Genomic DNA, 15,563 nt, shown 5'->3' with positions numbered 1-15,563 from the left:
GTCTGATGTCGGCTGAAAAAGAGACGCTGCAACGAGTTCAAGGGGGACTCTATCATCTTCAGAGAGGCCTGACACCATTCGTAGAAGCGCGCATGAGGTTGGCACACGGCGCCAACTGGCTAAACTATGCAAGCCGAGCTTCTGGGGGAACGCCAAATGCGCCACTCGACGCATACGGTCTAGTGAAGACGATGATTGATCGCTGGCGCGAGACTTTTGACGATGCGTTTGGTCGCAACGACAAGCACAAGGCACGCAATTTTGCTTCAATGGCACTCGAAGCGCGAAATGCTATTTCTCATCTTGCTATTGGTCTCCAAGATGACGAGGCGTTGCGATACCTCGATGCGATGCATCAGCTTCTCAAGCTGGTGAAAGCGCCGGCCGCCGAAGTTGCCGAGCTAAAGAAGCTATATGACGCGCAACGCCAGTCGGGGTTGGCTAGATCGCCTGCATCTGAGATGGTCGCAACGCCCTCTCCGCCAAAGTCGGTTCAAGCCACGTTGACTTTGCCGCAGTCACCCGCAGTTGATGAGCGGACCGGTAAGGCACTCAAGCCCTGGATTGAGGTCGCCTTACCTCATCCAGACGTGATCGCGAACCGTTTCAAGGAGGCTGAGTTCGCGGCCGACCTTTTTGCGGTCGACACAGGCCATGCAAGCGACGCCTACGCGACGCCTACCAATTTTTTCGGCATCACGTTCCTTACTGAAGGACTGCGGAGGGTGCTTACCTCGGCGGTGCAGCGTCTGACTGACACAGGCGGCGATCCAGTGATCGGTCTTCAAACCTCATTCGGTGGGGGCAAGACCCACACTATGCTTGCGATCTATCATCTGGCACGCCATCTCAGTGAAGGTGGGGACGCAAACGGGCTGCCGGGTGTCGCAGAGATCGTTGAGAAGACCGGTGCGCGCAAGCTGCCAAAGCCAAAAATTGCAGTGTTCGTTGGCTCCGCTGACGGACCCGATGTGAGCCTCAAAATCGACAAAGGCCCCAAGGTTCACACTGTCTGGGGATACATTGCGTGGCGACTTGCGGGAGAGAAAGGGCTCGCGCTGGTTGCCGAGGCCGAGGCTGCCCGGACCAGCCCGGGCTCGCGCGTTATGGTCGAGGTATTCAAGCTGGCCGGACCAAGTGTTATCCTTCTCGACGAACTCACGATGTTTGCGCGACAGCTTGATGATGATCGGTTCGAAGCGTTCTTGTCGTTCGTTCAGTCGCTGACCGAAGCGTCAAAAATGGTGCCCGGGATCCTGATTATCGGCTCTTTGCCAGAGAGCGATGCAGAAGCTGGAGGCGAACGAGGAAAAGCGGCGCTGCGGAGACTTGAGAAGGTTTTTGGTCGCGTGCAGTCCCCCTGGCTGCCAGCATCAGGGGATGAGACTTACGAAATCATTCGCCGCCGTCTCTTTCAGGCGCTCGACTCTGATGGAGAGAAGGCGCGGGAAGAGACCGTCAAGGCCTTCCACGATCTGTACAAGAAGAACGCGGCGGAGTTTCCGCCTGAGGCAAAGGAGCAGAGATACCTGGAGCTGTTGCGGCTTTCTTACCCGATCCATCCCGAGCTATTTGATCGGTTGTCAAAGGACTGGGCAAGCCTCGAAAAGTTCCAGAGAACGAGAGGTGTGCTCCGACTAATGGCGAACGTCGTCGGCGTGCTCTGGCATTCGCAAACGCACGATCCATTGATCACGCCAGCTCGCGTCCCTGTTGCCCACGAACGTGTTCGTGCGAGCGTGTTGTATCCGCTCGACCCCCAATTCGGTTCCGTAGTTGACAAGGAAGTCGACGGTGAGGGTTCGTTGCCCAGTCGGATGGAGGCGAATCCGTCACGGAGGATATCGCAGTTACGAGCCGCGACACGCTCTGCCCGTGCAGTTTTCCTGTGCTCAGCGCCGCTGGTCGGTCAGCCAAATGCGGGGCTAACCGGTCAAGGTCTCCGGCTTGCTTGTGCCGAGCCGGGGGACCAGCTTGCGATCTTTGGTGAGGCTCTTCGAGAGCTGACGGAGCGTGCCACCTACCTCTATGAAGAAGCGGGTCGCTATTGGTTCTCGACGCAACCTACGCTCAATCGACTCGCGGATGATCGAGCTAAGGCACTGGCCGACCACGATGTTGACGACGCGATTGCCGATGTCCTCCGCAAGGACGCGGCGATCAAGGGCGGATTTGATCGCGTCTATGCGGCACCCGATGACCCGGTGACGATTGACGAGGCTCAGGCATTGTCTCTTGTCATACTTGGTCCCGGTACGCCGCATGTCGGCAAGGGGATCGTGAAATCTGCCGCAACGGATGCAGCGAGCGATGCCTTGACGCGCTGTCGTGCTACTCAGCGGCGCTTCCGTAATACCCTCGTCTTCGTGGCCGCTGACGAGGCGGGTCTGGGGACGGCCCGAGATGTCATGCGCAAAGCAATGGCATGGAAGCAAATCGTCGACGACAAGCGTCTACACGATGCTATGACGACGGCGCAGATTGCGGACGCAGAAGACAAGGCGAGGACAAATCGCGATTCAGCCCAGAAGGCTGTTCGTAGCGCGTGGAGCCACATTCTCTACGGGGTTAAGAGCGATGCCGCGGGCAAGCCATTCGAACTAGAGCATAGCTTGATTTCATCGCGCGACCGCCCTGCCATTCCATCAATGGTCTACGATAAGGCTAGGGCGGACGGGATCGTGCTGGATAAGCTGGGCACGGAACGCCTTTGGCACGCTTTGAAGCCAATCTGGCCAGAGGACAGGGAGCACCTGCCTATATCGGAACTTACTGACTGGTTCTCGGCCTATGTCTATCTGCCGAAGCTGCGGGATCGCGTCGTTATGGAGACCTCTATCAGGGATGCCGTCGCAAAGCTCGATCCTCAGTTCGGCTACGCTGACAGTTATGACGAGGCGAGCGGGAAATATCGTGGCCTGATCTGGGCAAAGGATCCGCCTCAGCCGTTCCCCGCAAGTGCGGTGCTGGTCAGCGATGCCGCGGCCAAGCGGCAGCTCGCTGAGAACGCCACTGCAGGGACTGCTGCGCCCGCTGGATTGGCTGTAGTGCCGGGTGCCCCGCCAAGCCTTACCGACGATAGATCGGCACCAGCGCAGCCCCCTAAGACCCGTCGATTCTACGGATCGGTCGATCTCGATATGGTGCGTCCGGTGAAGGCCTTTGACGCGATCCTAAATGCCGTGGTCATGGAGCTTCAGCGAACGCAGGGAGCCAAGGTGAAGCTGACGCTGGAAATCGAGGCGGTGGCTGATGAAGGCTTCTCTGATAACGACGTCAGCGTGGTAAGGGACAACGCCAGGCAACTCAAGTTCAAGTCGGAATCGACGGGGTTTGAGGACTGACATGCAGTCCAAAATAAATACCAAGGGCGACATGACGGCGATAAAGAAGTCGCTCGATTTGGAGCGTTGGATCTTCGCGTTGGTGAACGATAAAGTTGGAAGGCGCCTGGTCGTCGGGTGCCCCCTAGCCGCAACGCACTGCGCTTTTGAAGGTATGCTGGAACAGTCGCTGGTCTACGCCGCGATCACCGGCCACCGACCTGACCGCAATGGCGGGCGCGGGGAGGCCTTGCGGCAGGCGCTGGAGCGTGACGCCCATGCTGAGCGGCGGGAAGGGGCGCTGGGATTACTCGATAGCCCCAAGGCTTTCCGGGGGATCTGACGGATCCCATGCAACTAGATAGTGACTTGGGCCTGATTCGATCCGATATTCCGGTTAGGTTGCAGAAGGTGATGTGGTACAACTAGCAATCTTCCACGGCCGGCGGAGCTTGCGCTGTAATGGACGCGAAGTTGAAAGAACCAGAGGGCGGAGTGGCCGTGCCCTCACTCGGGTCAGTCGTTTTCCCCGAAATCGAATTCATAAAAAAATTTCGGCTAGGCCGACACGTTAGCTTGCTGCGGTCGAGCCAGACGATCGAGGTTCTCAGGGTCGTCCGTGAACTCGCTTACGGCCGCACATCTTTTGACGTGTGGGAGCTTGTGACGGGCGACCGCATTATGATCGTTGACCGTAGGCTCCGCACCGTGCCCAAAGGCATAACTGGCGTTCTGGAGGCCGCGGAACAGGGGTACCGCTGGCAATGGCATGCCGCGTTGGACGGCTTCGCTTCACGAGTGGCAGCTGACGCCGACGCCGTCGCGGCCGAGATCGAGACAGCGTGGAAGGACAATTTTCGTTTCCGGATGGAGGAATCGGACGCCACCGGGACTGTGCTGCCTGGGAGCGAAGGGCTACGACCGCCGCAGATAGGTGCGCTGCACGCGATCGGCGCCCACTGGAGCATTTTCCCGCATGACTTGGCCACGGTCGTCATGCCGACGGGAACGGGCAAGACTGAGACGATGCTTTGCACGGTGGTGAATTATCGCCACGGTCCGACCCTGGTGCTTGTACCGTCGCGCGCCTTGCGGTGGCAGACCCTTAAGAAATTTAGAAGTTTAGGGCTTCTGCGCGACCTGGGTCTGGTCGATCCTGCAATCCCCAATCCGATCGTCGGCGTCATCACCAAAGAGCCGAACTGCGAAGAAGATCTCAAGATCTTCCGCGGATGCAACGTTGTGATCGCCGTGATGGCGTCTCTTGGCGCTCCGGAAGTCGCCCCGTTCCGCCGGGCAATCGCAGCCGTTTTCGATTCTCTTTTCGTCGACGAAGCCCACCACATCCCGTCCGACACTTGGAGCGAATTCCGCTCACATTTCATCGCGCACCGGATCGTGCAGTTCACGGCCACACCGTTCAGGCTGGACACGAAACTCGTCGACGGACGTGTCATCTTCAACTACCCGCTCGCCGCTGCCCAGCGCGATCAATACTTCAAAAAGATCACGTTTCTTCCCGTTTTCGAGATGGATCCGGAAGAGGCGGACGAGGTGATCGCGCGAGAGGCTTTGCGTGTTCTGCGCGAAGATAGAAAAGCGGGTCTACGTCATTTACTCATGGCGAGATGCAAGCGCATTGCTCGTGGAACGACAGTAAAGGCGATCTATGATCGCTTGGCGCCAGAATTCAATGCTCTCGTCGTTGATTCTGAAATGACCGAGGCCGAGATCGCAAAGGCGCTGAACAGTGTTCGCGCAGGCGAGAGCCGGATCATCGTTTGCGTCAATATGCTCGGAGAAGGCTTTGACCTCCCCGAACTCAAGATCGCCGCCTTACACGACTTGCACAAAAGTTTGCCTATTTTGCTACAATTCGCTGGACGCTTCACGCGCACCTCAGCTGTTGGGATCGGAGATGCCACGGTCGTTGCGAACATCGCCGATCCGAAGGTCTCGCAAAAGCTCGAAAGGCTCTACAGCGAAAGCGCTGATTGGAACCTTCTTCTCAGCGAACGGAGTTCAGAAGCCGCCAAAGAGCACGCCGAACTGGTGGAATTCCTCAGAAATTCCGACACGCTGATCGACGACTCGGGAATCGACGACATCAGGATCTCGAAAAATCTTCTGCGGCCCAAGTTCAGCACGATCGTCTTCAAATGTGCGAATTTCAGTCCCAAGAGCTTTCAAAAAGGGCTGCCCGACAAAGTCGTCGTTCACAATGCCTGGTTCAACCCGGGCGCCAATCTGCTGTTCTTCGTTTCCCGCAGAGAAGACGCCGTCCGCTGGACGAAAGGCAAGGTCATCGCGGACCGGGAATGGCACCTGTTCGTTCTCTATCACGACGCCGAAAACGGACTCCTGCATCTGAACTCGTCGGACAAAGAGTCGATGCATGATGAACTAGCCACGGCAGTGGGCGCCCAGAGTCGGATCCAGGGAGAGACAGTCTTCCGTTCCCTTGGTGGCATCAACAGGCTCATTTTCAATAACATCGGCGTACGGAAACACGGCCGGCGTAATATGAGCTTCGCGATGTACACCGGCGCAGACGTAAAGCAGGCCCTTACGGCCACGGAGACCGGTGACGCGACCAAATCCAATCTCGACGGCAGAGGATGGGAGGGCGGCGGAGTCGTTCATCCCGGTTGTTCCGCGAAAGGGCGGGTCTGGTCGAAGGCACAGGGCTCCATTCCCCATTTGGTGCGATGGTGCAAGCCGGTTGGGCTGAAGTTGATCGACGAGACCATCGATGCCAGCAGGATCCTCGACAACGTGCTCATCCCCGTTGAGGTCAAGGATCGATTCCCGGATGAACAGATACTCTCCGTAGAATGGCCTCCTGAGTTGCTCAAAACATCCGACGAGCGCGTGCTCATCTTGAAGGAAGACCAGGAGATCGCCACAGCCTTCTGCGAGTGGTCAGTCGATGAGGAAAAGTCCAGTCCAACCGGGTTGTGCTTTCGCCTGATTTCTTCGACCGGCAACCTGGACGAGCAGATCGCTCTCCGGTTGGACGCCCGACGGGGCTACATGTTCGACGGCGCGGACGGCTTGAGGATCAAGTCGGGGCGGTTAGAAATGCCGCTGTCGACTTATCTATACGATTACCCATTGCTCGTCCGCTATGTCAGCCTGAAGGAGCTGGAAGGTGACCTTCTTTACGAACAGAACAATCCGACGGCGATTAAGCTCGATGAGCGCAGCCTTCTCCCATGGCAGTGGCCCAAGTCTAAAGTGGACATCACCCTGGAGTCGACATGGAAAAAGGGCGTTGAGCGCCCGAATTCCGTTCAATCATACGTGGCAGCTTACTACCAGGACGAAGCCTTCGACGTGATTTTCAACGATGACGATGCGGGAGAGGCCGCCGACCTCGTCTGTCTCAAGGAGGAAACTGACCGCATAAGGCTGCTGCTGGCTCACTGCAAATTTTCAGGAGCAGCAACGGAAGGTAGTCGGGTGAAGGACGTTGTGGAGGTGACTTCCCAGGCCGTTAGAAGCGCCGTCTGGCGCGGCAATTTCGATCGTCTCTATCGGCACCTCTTGGTCCGGCAAAAAGTCAAAGGGGCTGGGGCTGCGGGGCGCAGTCGCTTCATCGTCGGTAACCTGACGACTCTGGGAGATATTGCCAAATCCGCCAGGAGCAAACCGATATCGTTCGAGATCGTCATCGTGCAACCAGGTGTCAGCCGCTCGCGCGTGTCTGACGATCAAAGGCTGGTTCTCGGTGCGGGTTTGGCCTTCCTCAAGCAAACCGTCGGTGTGGATGCGCAAGTGATCTGTAGCGCGTGATCGGGGGGAGCCCGATGCGCGAGCAGTGGCCTAAACGAGTTTACATATGGTGTTTGAAGAAATTGGGTCTCGTATTCAGGTACTCACACACACAGTGAAAAACCTTCCTACATTTTACCGTTCTGATCAGTAGCGAGAGCGTTACCGCGATAACCGCGATGACTAGGTCGTTTTGTTGTTTACGATTGTTACGAGAGCCATTGAGGAGAGATCGAACTATGCCCAGCACATCCGACCTAACTATTCCTGAAAAACGAGTCGTAGTTTTACTAGGTGCTGGCGCGTCGATTGAATATGAAGCCCCCTCAACAGCTGGGCTCACGCAAACCATAGAGCGCGCCCTAATGGCAGATAAATGGACGAAGCACACCGCGGCGGACGGCGCTTTCGCCACGATCAAAAACGGTTTGCAAGGATACCTGAACGAAGCACCCAATTTCGAGCAGATTTATCACTGCGCGCACGAGCTTTTGTCCATGGATTCGCCGATGCCCGGTGCTGCTGATGAGTTTCGTCCCCTGCTTTATCCGTTTATGGCCAACAATACAGGTATCTCTGTGGCTGCGCTTCGCGCACTCGTCGATAAGATGGTCGAGGCGATCTACGCTGAAGTCTCCGCCGCTTGCGCTAACAACCCACTGAGCCTCCGTCCGCTGACCGACTTCATATCCAACTTGCGAGCGAAATACGTCACGCGCATTTATACGACCAATTATGACGATTTTCTCCTGCAGGCGGCGCCCGACTTGTACACAGGCTTCGACGATAGCCCAAGCTCAGCACCCAAGCGCTTCGAGCTTGACAGCTTCAACTACTCTCGCGATCGGCACGTTGCTCTTTATCTTCACGGTTCTGTACACATGGGGTTCGCGCTTCCCGGACCAGCCTCTGACCTAGGCGAACTTTCATGGTTTGATGACCGCCAGCAAGCGTTGAAGCACTCAAGCTTTAGCGGCAGCGGAGTCCGTCAAATGGACGGAACCGAGTTCTCACGGACAGCCGTGATCACGGGGCTTGATAAGCTTTCGAGGTTACAGCAGAGGCCGCTATCGCACTTCTATTCGGCTCTTGCAGATGATCTTATGCGCACGGATGTGATCTTCGTTATCGGGTCCGGCCTAGCGGATCTCCATTTCAACACATGGCTCAAGGAGGCCCGATCGCGACGTCCTCAGCCGCCGATCCTGTTCGTAGACTGGTGGCAGCATGGATTTTGGAGCACGACGTCGGGGGTGGGACGCAAAGAGATTGAGATGTTCCATGCGCTCGATATTCACATCACAAATTCTCAAGATGCGACTGATCTAGGAAACGGCTGGATATTGGCCAATGACGGGTCAGCAGCGATATGGGAAAAGGGTTTCCAAGCATTTCTGAATGCCCCGGCGCCACTCAAACATGTGCTCGGTAGACTGGGGCATTGAGCGCCATAACGGAACGAGCTGCATCGCGAAAAGCCAAAGCTCGTCGGAAGATGCGGGTCCTCAGGTGCACCGGGAGGTCATGCCCCCGGCGCCGCCTTGTTAACTCTCGACGAGTAAGAGCTGCCCCAAGTTACCGTGATTATCGTCGTAATCGTCACCCTACGAACCGCGCCAGCGCCTTCGCGCGACAGCGCGAGCAAGAGTTGCACCTCTGCATCGGTCCATTCTTTGCAATTGTCGTTTTTCTTCATCCGCGGAATGTTTTGATGAATTAAACGGACTGGTTTCGAAAGGAAGAAAGCCCGCCAGCTTCGTTATAGCGGGTTCCAGTCGGAAGTCGCAGCGAGTTCACCATTGCGACCGAGGAATATGAACGGAACTAGGTGTTGATTAGGACGGGGCCGTGGGGGACATACGCGGCTTGTGCTCGGGGTGAGAGCGCGCCAGCTAGCGTGCGTCGGCGGCGCTCTCCCCCAGCATAGATGGTGCGGATTCGTTACAAATTTTATTTGTGGTTTGATCCCATTGCCCAATGGCCCGCTTCTTGCGCCTCCTGACCGGCAGTAGCGGCGCGCTCCATAGTCGGCCGTGCGAGGTGCGCTAGGCGCATCGGGTCCGTCGACGTCGTCAAGCGCCAACTCGCAAAAGGCGGAAATGAAATCCGGGCGTTTTGCAAGATTCCGACCTCCGGCCTCTCCTTCGGTTGTCGACATCGCATTCGTAACGCAAGCCAAGTCCATCGTGCGACGCAAGGTCCCAGCCGAGACTCTACTCGGTCTCAACGCTGTCTGGATGACCAAATGGATCAGCAACCACAAATCAGTATCTTCAAAAAGGAACTTTCAGTATTTTTCTTATTGCGGAGTTTGGGCCTCCCAGGATCTGGCTCGGGTTATTGATCACAGAGTTCGGACCCCCGCGTATCTGGCCGGGATTGTTAATAACTGAGTTTGGACCGCCCGAAAATTCAGCAGCAATCTGGTCAATTGCTCTGTTATTCAGGGCTTTAGCCTCGCTTGAGACATCATCAATTTCTTTAGGGGTTGAATGAGGACTCTTCAATTTTATGGCATCGATCCACGCAGCTCCGAATCCAATGTTGTTTGTTTGATAACGTATCCAGCCAAACCCTTTATCTCCCCACCAGTCTGTCCCCCAACTGTTTTGAATCAGCCACGCTTGCTTGCTGTCATCCCAGCCGATTATCAGCACATCGTGATTGACATCGCTGTCCCCGCTTAATTCTGGGAATTCGTTGAAGACACCGCTTTTATATCGGACAAATGCATCGGTCGAAAACATCGCAGCAACTATCGGTCCGTGAACACAAAGGGCCTCCTTTATGGCCGATCCCCTCGGAGTACCGTACTTGCCGTATACTGTACTCCAACTGGCAGCGCTGTATGAACCAGTAGGAACATCACAGCTTCCCGCCTTAGCACTATACGATCGGTAATCGGCTTCCTTTACAAAGCCTACTTGTTTAGCGAAGTCGAAGACTCCGGTGTGAAATCCCCCTGAGCAGTCTCCAGCCTTGGCACAATCTAAGAGATGTTGTTCCGAAATCCTGATGCGCTCTCTATTCTGCAGATACCAGCTGGCTTCGTATGCTGCTACTGCAGCGAATATGAAACACGAGCCACATGGATTTTGATCTTTTGGCGGCTGGATCGCACCAGTGTCTCGATAGTCGAAAGATGAAGCCTTCGGATTGCAACCTTCTCGATAGGTCACACTTGCGCCCACGCCTGATGCCGCGGGATTCGTTTGGAGTTTTTCGGCGACTGCCGCTTGTACTCTCGCCGTCACCGCAAAATCCGCGGGAATGACCGTCGCGTTTAGCGCTGCTGGGGAATAGTTAGGTGGGTATGCCCCAGTGGTGTACGACGGTTCTTGAGGCGCGAAGGCGGGGGCCGGCGTCCTCGCAGGGAGCGATTGAGCTGACAGCGAGGTGGTCTGGATGCTGAGCAATGCGCTCATGACAATTAACGTTCGTCGTTGCATCGTTCCCTCCTTTATGGATCTACGATTACTGTAATATTGAAGCTGGACATCTGCCTACCGTCCGGACGCTCTAACTTGAATCCGATCCCAGTCGACCCGAGGGCGCTCGGAACAATGATGAAAACGTCGAGTGTGCGATATCCGACGACGGGTTCGTTCCCCTTGTTAACAGAAATGGGCCTCGTCTTAGAAAGCGTTGCGATACGTTGATTGTCTACTTCAGCGGTCCATATAAATCCCGTACCTGCTGTGTTCGGCAGCCCTAAAGATAATGTCTTCGATAACTGTAATCGAAGAGGATATTCAGAAATGCTCGGATTATTCGGATCGACTATGATGATGTCGGGGTTGCCTCCAGGCAGAGCATCTGGAAACCCATGATCGATCATTGCGAACGAGAGCACTACAGCGAATAACCACTTGGTTTGTGACATTTGCAATCCATTTGCCTATCGTCTCGACTCCGGCGCGAGCTTGCAGCACTTCGATCGCAACTAATAGCGATGCAGCCGCGGGTATCTAATATCACTAGCTTCGGATGTTCTCCGCTTCCCTGATCGACATTTGTCTCCTTGCCTCAGGGAGATTTTAGTTCTGCTGTGTTCGCAATGAAGGCACAGACGAGACGGGTGATCTCGATTAGACGCGCCGGATCCACTTGGTTAATCTTGTCCTGCGCCGTGTGATAAAATGCTGCATCGGCTGCACCATCAAAAAGACCAATGCAGGGAAATCCTTTACTCTCAAACGGCATGTAATCGCTGCTCCAGATATCGGTATGCTCAACCGTCAGGCTGGTATAGTCCGTGGCGAGTTGTGCCATTTGCAATCCGAAAGCCTTGGAAGCAGCATCGTTTCGTGGATTAGAATTGCCCATATCATATTCCACGATGATACTGGTTGGCCTTTCCCGATCAACGTGACCGACCATGTCAAGATTAACCATGACATCCACTGCCCATTTCTCTTTCGCGGCGAGACTAGCAACCGCCTGACTACCAAAGAGACCTTGCTCTTCGCCCGCGAATGCCGCGAACATGACACCCCGTTTTAGCTCGACTTGCGCAAAGATACGAGCGGCCTCGAGCAATACAGCAATTCCGCTTGCGTCATCGTCCGCGCCTGGGGCCGCAACACCCGGATTCTCCGAGATAGTGTCGTAGTGAGCACCAATTAAAACGAACCCCTGGTCGAGCCGAGCGGGCCTACAAATCACATTGTGGGCCACCGTCCCGTCCGGCAACTGCAGCTCAACTAACTGCACGCGGCTACTATCGACCCCAAGCTCAATAAATCGTTGTTTGAGCCAATCGCGGGCTTGGACCAGCTCGGGCGAACGAGACCAGCGCGTGGTGAATGACGTGAGGGTCGACAGCGTTTCGACCAGCCGGGTGCTGTCAACCTTACTGACGACCGCATCGATCCCGGCGTCCTTCTTTTTGCTCTTCGATGATGGATTCTCATACCGTCCACGAGCATTGGCGCGCTTCTTCTCCTCTAAGCGATATGGCTGGAGAGTCTGCGCCACGGAGCGCGCGACAAAGCCTTCTAATATGAGAGCACCCAAGGCGGTGCTCGCTTGTCGTCGCGTCAGGAGCAAATGGGACCGGGCGCACTTCATTCCGACACGCCTAGATAAATTAAATAAACTCTACGATGCGCTTTATAGCACTGAGCTCGTTGTAATCAAACCGATGCAGGCGGAAGCAGACGAGATGTAAAAGTTTTCAGTGGCAGACTAGCCCGTGAAGGACGCCGAGTGCGCTTGCATTTTCGGCCGCGTCGAGAATCAACTGTTCCAAGAAGCACGGCCTAGTTGTTTCTTCGCAATGCAACCAGATGATGTTTGTTAGATAACTTGCACTTGGTCAGAATAGTGCTACGCTATTAATCGTTACTTAAATCGGCATTTAAAGGGGAGGCTTTCGGAATGAATACCTTCATTAGGACAGCTGCGCTGACCGTTGGTCTCTTATCGGCGGGCGTATCCTCAATGCTTGCTCAACAGTCGCCAACCTCCAGCGAACCAAAAGCAATTGGACTGGATATCCGGTTAGTTGTTCAGAAGCTCAACGATCCGGGGGTTCAACAGAGAGTTGGTGCAGCAGTACAAGCAGCAACGATTGCTCAGCTGGCGAAAGAGGGAGTGAATGTTACGCCCGAATCCCTAGCTGAATTGACGGCTCAAAGCGCCAAAAAGAAAGGAGACCCAGCTGATACGTTAGCTGCCGGTGCCGTGCTGATCGCAACGATCGGAGTGTTCTCGGACCAACGGCTTAAAGAGAACATCAAGCTCGTCGGACATTCTCCGAGCGGCATTGGAATCTATGAATTTTCTTATCGCGGCTATTCGACGCGATGGAGAGGCTCCTTGGCCCAGGATGTGCAGGCTATTTTTCCTCACGCTGTAAATCGTGCGTCGAACGGATATTTTACGGTCGACTACGATCGAATAGACGTCCCGTTCGAGAGCGTTCCTAATTGAGGCGGCCGTTCGCGGAGGAAAGCAGCGATCTTCTCATCACCAGCTGCGGGTGGGCCGATCGTTGTAGCTGAACCAGCACAGGGAGATTAGTGGTCCAACGGCTCAATGGCCAAATGCACTAGCAACCGGGGATTCTTGCCAGCTCGTTGCCGCAGTGACTTGGCCAGTATCCAGTTGTCTCCCCGTTTCTGGCGCGGTTGAAGCGGTAGAACCTCCGACCACGCGGGAGGGTGCGTTTTGCTATATTTGCAGCCTAAGGCCTTTGCCGGCGCAGTGGAAAGGCGGTGGGACGTCGCCTCGGCTGCCCGCTCACCGATACACGTGCTCTAGGCATCTTCGCGGATTGCGATCAAGCAGAAAGTCTCAGAAGGACTAGGTCCATGTCGATCATCCAACGACTATTCATCGCTGCTTTTATCGTTCTCCTGCCGCGACATAGCTTCGCGCAACTTGAAGCGATTGGAGGGCAGCAATTGGAAGTTACATTACAGATTCCAAAAGGGAAAACCTCCGCATTCAAAGCAAGTGAGTCGATTACAGTCGACTTTGTGCTCACAAATCCATCCGCTTCACCTGTAAGAGTGCTCGCGTGGCGCACTCCTTTTTTGGGAGTGAGTGATGACATCTTTGCTGTAGCAGCGGGCAGGGCCGGCCAGGTGAGTGGATTTGTCGGATACATTGGACCTTTGATCAAGCGCGGAGAACCGCAGGAAGACGACTTCATCACGTTAGCTCCGGGCGAATCTCGCACGGAGACGGTAAACCTTGCGGAGTACTATGCCATTTATCAGCAGAATGATTACAGCATTACCTACCGCCCCTCGCTCCCGAACAACCCGATCCCAATGACTCCTCGTGTATCAGCATCACCGCAATCCGCTCCGCTGCGCAAGGTAGCAGTTCAGTCAAACTCGTTGACTATTTCGGTTGTTGAAGCGCGGCAGCCGGTCCCTAAAGTCGCAGCTGTGGCGCGTGCAGGGTCGGGCCTCACCTTCGATAATTGCTCGGCCAATCAAGTATCTCAAATCCAGGAAGCCGTCCCCGCGGCGAAGGACCTAGCTTCCGGCGCGGCAAAACTCTTAAACGAAACAGCGGCTGATCGACGCAGCATGGCGGCACGCTATAGAACCTGGTTCGGTGCGCACTCCGGGGAGCGGTATACGAAAATCGTGACCAACTTTCAAAAAATTGAAGAGGCGCTCAGTACCAAGCCTGTCGAAATGGCGTGCAATGGTTCGCAATGCAGGGGTAGTGTGTTTGCGTATGTCTTTCCAACGCAGCCGTATAAGATCTATGTTTGCCAGGCTTTCTGGAACGCAGCTCTAGACGGAACAGACTCCCGGGCAGGGACGTTGGTGCACGAGATGAGCCACTTTGATATAGTGGCAGGTACCGACGACGTCGTGTACGGACAGGAGCAAGCTCGAGCTCTTGCATCAAGTCGTCCAGAGGCGGCCGTCGAGAATGCCGATAGTCATGAATATTTTGCCGAGAACAGCCCGAACTTGCCGATGTAGGTCTTGTAGACGTAACGAGCGATGGATCACATCGCTCCAGCGAAAATTGCCGCGAGATAAACGGGTTCAGCCGTTGGTTTTGGTCGGCCGGAGACGCATCGCTACCGCAGCGATGTTGGTAGTAGGTTGCTTTATTGCAGTGACAGACGGGATGTCCGAGGAAGCGCATTTACAGCATCGCCTCGAAGCAGTTGGACCGATAACCTCGCGGTCCATTAAGGTTCGTTTCGTGCTGACGAATGTCGGGAATGACATCGTCAGAATTTTGCCTCGGAACACTCCATTATCAGAAAGCATTGGCTCCAGGATGTTCACCATACGGTGTTTCGTGGATGATCGAGAGGAAGTCTTACCTTTTCAAGGACCCCTACGTGCAGGTTCAGAGGAGCGCGGCAGTTCGATCGCGAAAGAGAAAGGCGAAGAGGAACTAAAGAACACGATTTGGATAAAACCGAGCGAAGCAAAGGAGGCGGTCGTCGACCTATCGGCCGTCTACAAATTTCCTGATACCGCAAGATGCGAAGTCGTCTTCAAAGGTCTAATCACGATTATTCGTGAAATGGACCGCGGCCCGAGTTTGGGTCCCGACTATGGGTTCACGCAATCGTCCGGCAGTCCTCTATTCCTCGATATTCGCTCATAGCTTCCAGCGCAACACAGGTTGAATCCTAATTCCATCGCTGTTGTCGTGCCCCGCGGTCTACTATCCGTACACGCGGTTGCCGCAAAAAGCGGTGACCTCTGATGCGCCAGGGCAGCCTGATTTAAATTTTGCTGCTCGTCTGATCTGCCCTCGATCTCGCGTCGGGATCGCTGCTTTTTTGTGGACGGGCCCCGAAGAGCCGATCGAACCGATCGGTGCCGACAATCAGCACCACTCGTGCGGCTATCGCCTGAGCTTGAACGTCTGCCGCAATCATTGCAGCGGGCCTTCTTCCGTACGCCTCCGATGGGGGCCGTCTTGCGTGAGGGTTGGTAATTCGCGAAGCGTGTGACCTTAAGTCTAGCTTTAAGG

At 55.3% G+C, this 15,563-nt stretch carries 9 protein-coding genes; 7 read left to right on the top strand and 2 right to left on the bottom strand.

The features are described 5' to 3' along the window. Window positions 1–5: 5 nt before the first annotated feature. The 4 genes from AC0L23_RS35280 (at window position 6) to AC0L23_RS35265 (ending at window position 8,542) form a co-directional block, all read left to right on the top strand. Window positions 6–3,344, top strand: a complete 3,339-nt coding sequence (locus AC0L23_RS35280; protein ID WP_473358078.1) for a DUF499 domain-containing protein — start codon at window positions 6–8, stop codon at window positions 3,342–3,344. A gap of 1 nt (window position 3,345) precedes the next feature. Continuing rightward, window positions 3,346–3,666 carry a hypothetical protein gene (locus tag AC0L23_RS35275; RefSeq protein ID WP_473358077.1) on the top strand — a complete coding sequence of 107 codons (321 nt, stop codon included), beginning with the start codon at window positions 3,346–3,348 and terminating at the stop codon, window positions 3,664–3,666. Between the two features lie 119 nt (window positions 3,667–3,785). Next, window positions 3,786–7,118 (top strand): DEAD/DEAH box helicase, encoded by a 3,333-nt coding sequence (locus AC0L23_RS35270; protein ID WP_473358076.1) that lies wholly within the window; start codon window positions 3,786–3,788, stop codon window positions 7,116–7,118. Between the two features lie 218 nt (window positions 7,119–7,336). Further along, window positions 7,337–8,542, top strand: coding sequence for an SIR2 family protein (locus AC0L23_RS35265; protein ID WP_473358075.1), 1,206 nt, complete (start codon window positions 7,337–7,339; stop codon window positions 8,540–8,542). Window positions 8,543–9,370: 828 nt separating this feature from the next. On the opposite strand, the gene AC0L23_RS35260 is transcribed toward AC0L23_RS35265, so the two are convergent. Then, the gene (locus tag AC0L23_RS35260) at window positions 9,371–10,546 is read right to left on the bottom strand and encodes a C1 family peptidase (RefSeq protein WP_473358074.1); all 1,176 of its coding nucleotides are present in this window, start codon (window positions 10,544–10,546) and stop codon (window positions 9,371–9,373) included. A 577-nt stretch (window positions 10,547–11,123) separates the two neighbouring features. Next, window positions 11,124–12,113, bottom strand: a complete 990-nt coding sequence (locus tag AC0L23_RS35255) for a M28 family metallopeptidase (RefSeq protein ID WP_473358073.1) — start codon at window positions 12,111–12,113, stop codon at window positions 11,124–11,126. A 363-nt stretch (window positions 12,114–12,476) separates the two neighbouring features. Here AC0L23_RS35255 and AC0L23_RS35250 point away from each other — a divergent pair, with 363 nt between their 5' ends. From AC0L23_RS35250 to AC0L23_RS35240, 3 genes are all read left to right on the top strand, one after another. Next, complete coding sequence (locus tag AC0L23_RS35250; protein WP_473358072.1) at window positions 12,477–13,031, top strand: tail fiber domain-containing protein; 555 nt, start codon at window positions 12,477–12,479, stop codon at window positions 13,029–13,031. A 380-nt stretch (window positions 13,032–13,411) separates the two neighbouring features. Continuing rightward, on the top strand, window positions 13,412–14,548 hold the full coding sequence (locus tag AC0L23_RS35245) for a M35 family metallo-endopeptidase (protein ID WP_473358071.1): 1,137 nt from the start codon (window positions 13,412–13,414) through the stop codon (window positions 14,546–14,548). 151 nt (window positions 14,549–14,699) lie between these two features. Next, complete coding sequence (locus tag AC0L23_RS35240; protein ID WP_473358070.1) at window positions 14,700–15,191, top strand: hypothetical protein; 492 nt, start codon at window positions 14,700–14,702, stop codon at window positions 15,189–15,191. The last annotated feature ends 372 nt before the right edge of the window (window positions 15,192–15,563 follow it).

The organism is Bradyrhizobium sp. MI1.4 (assembly GCF_055811315.1).
This window is presented reverse-complemented; position numbering and strand designations above follow the sequence as displayed.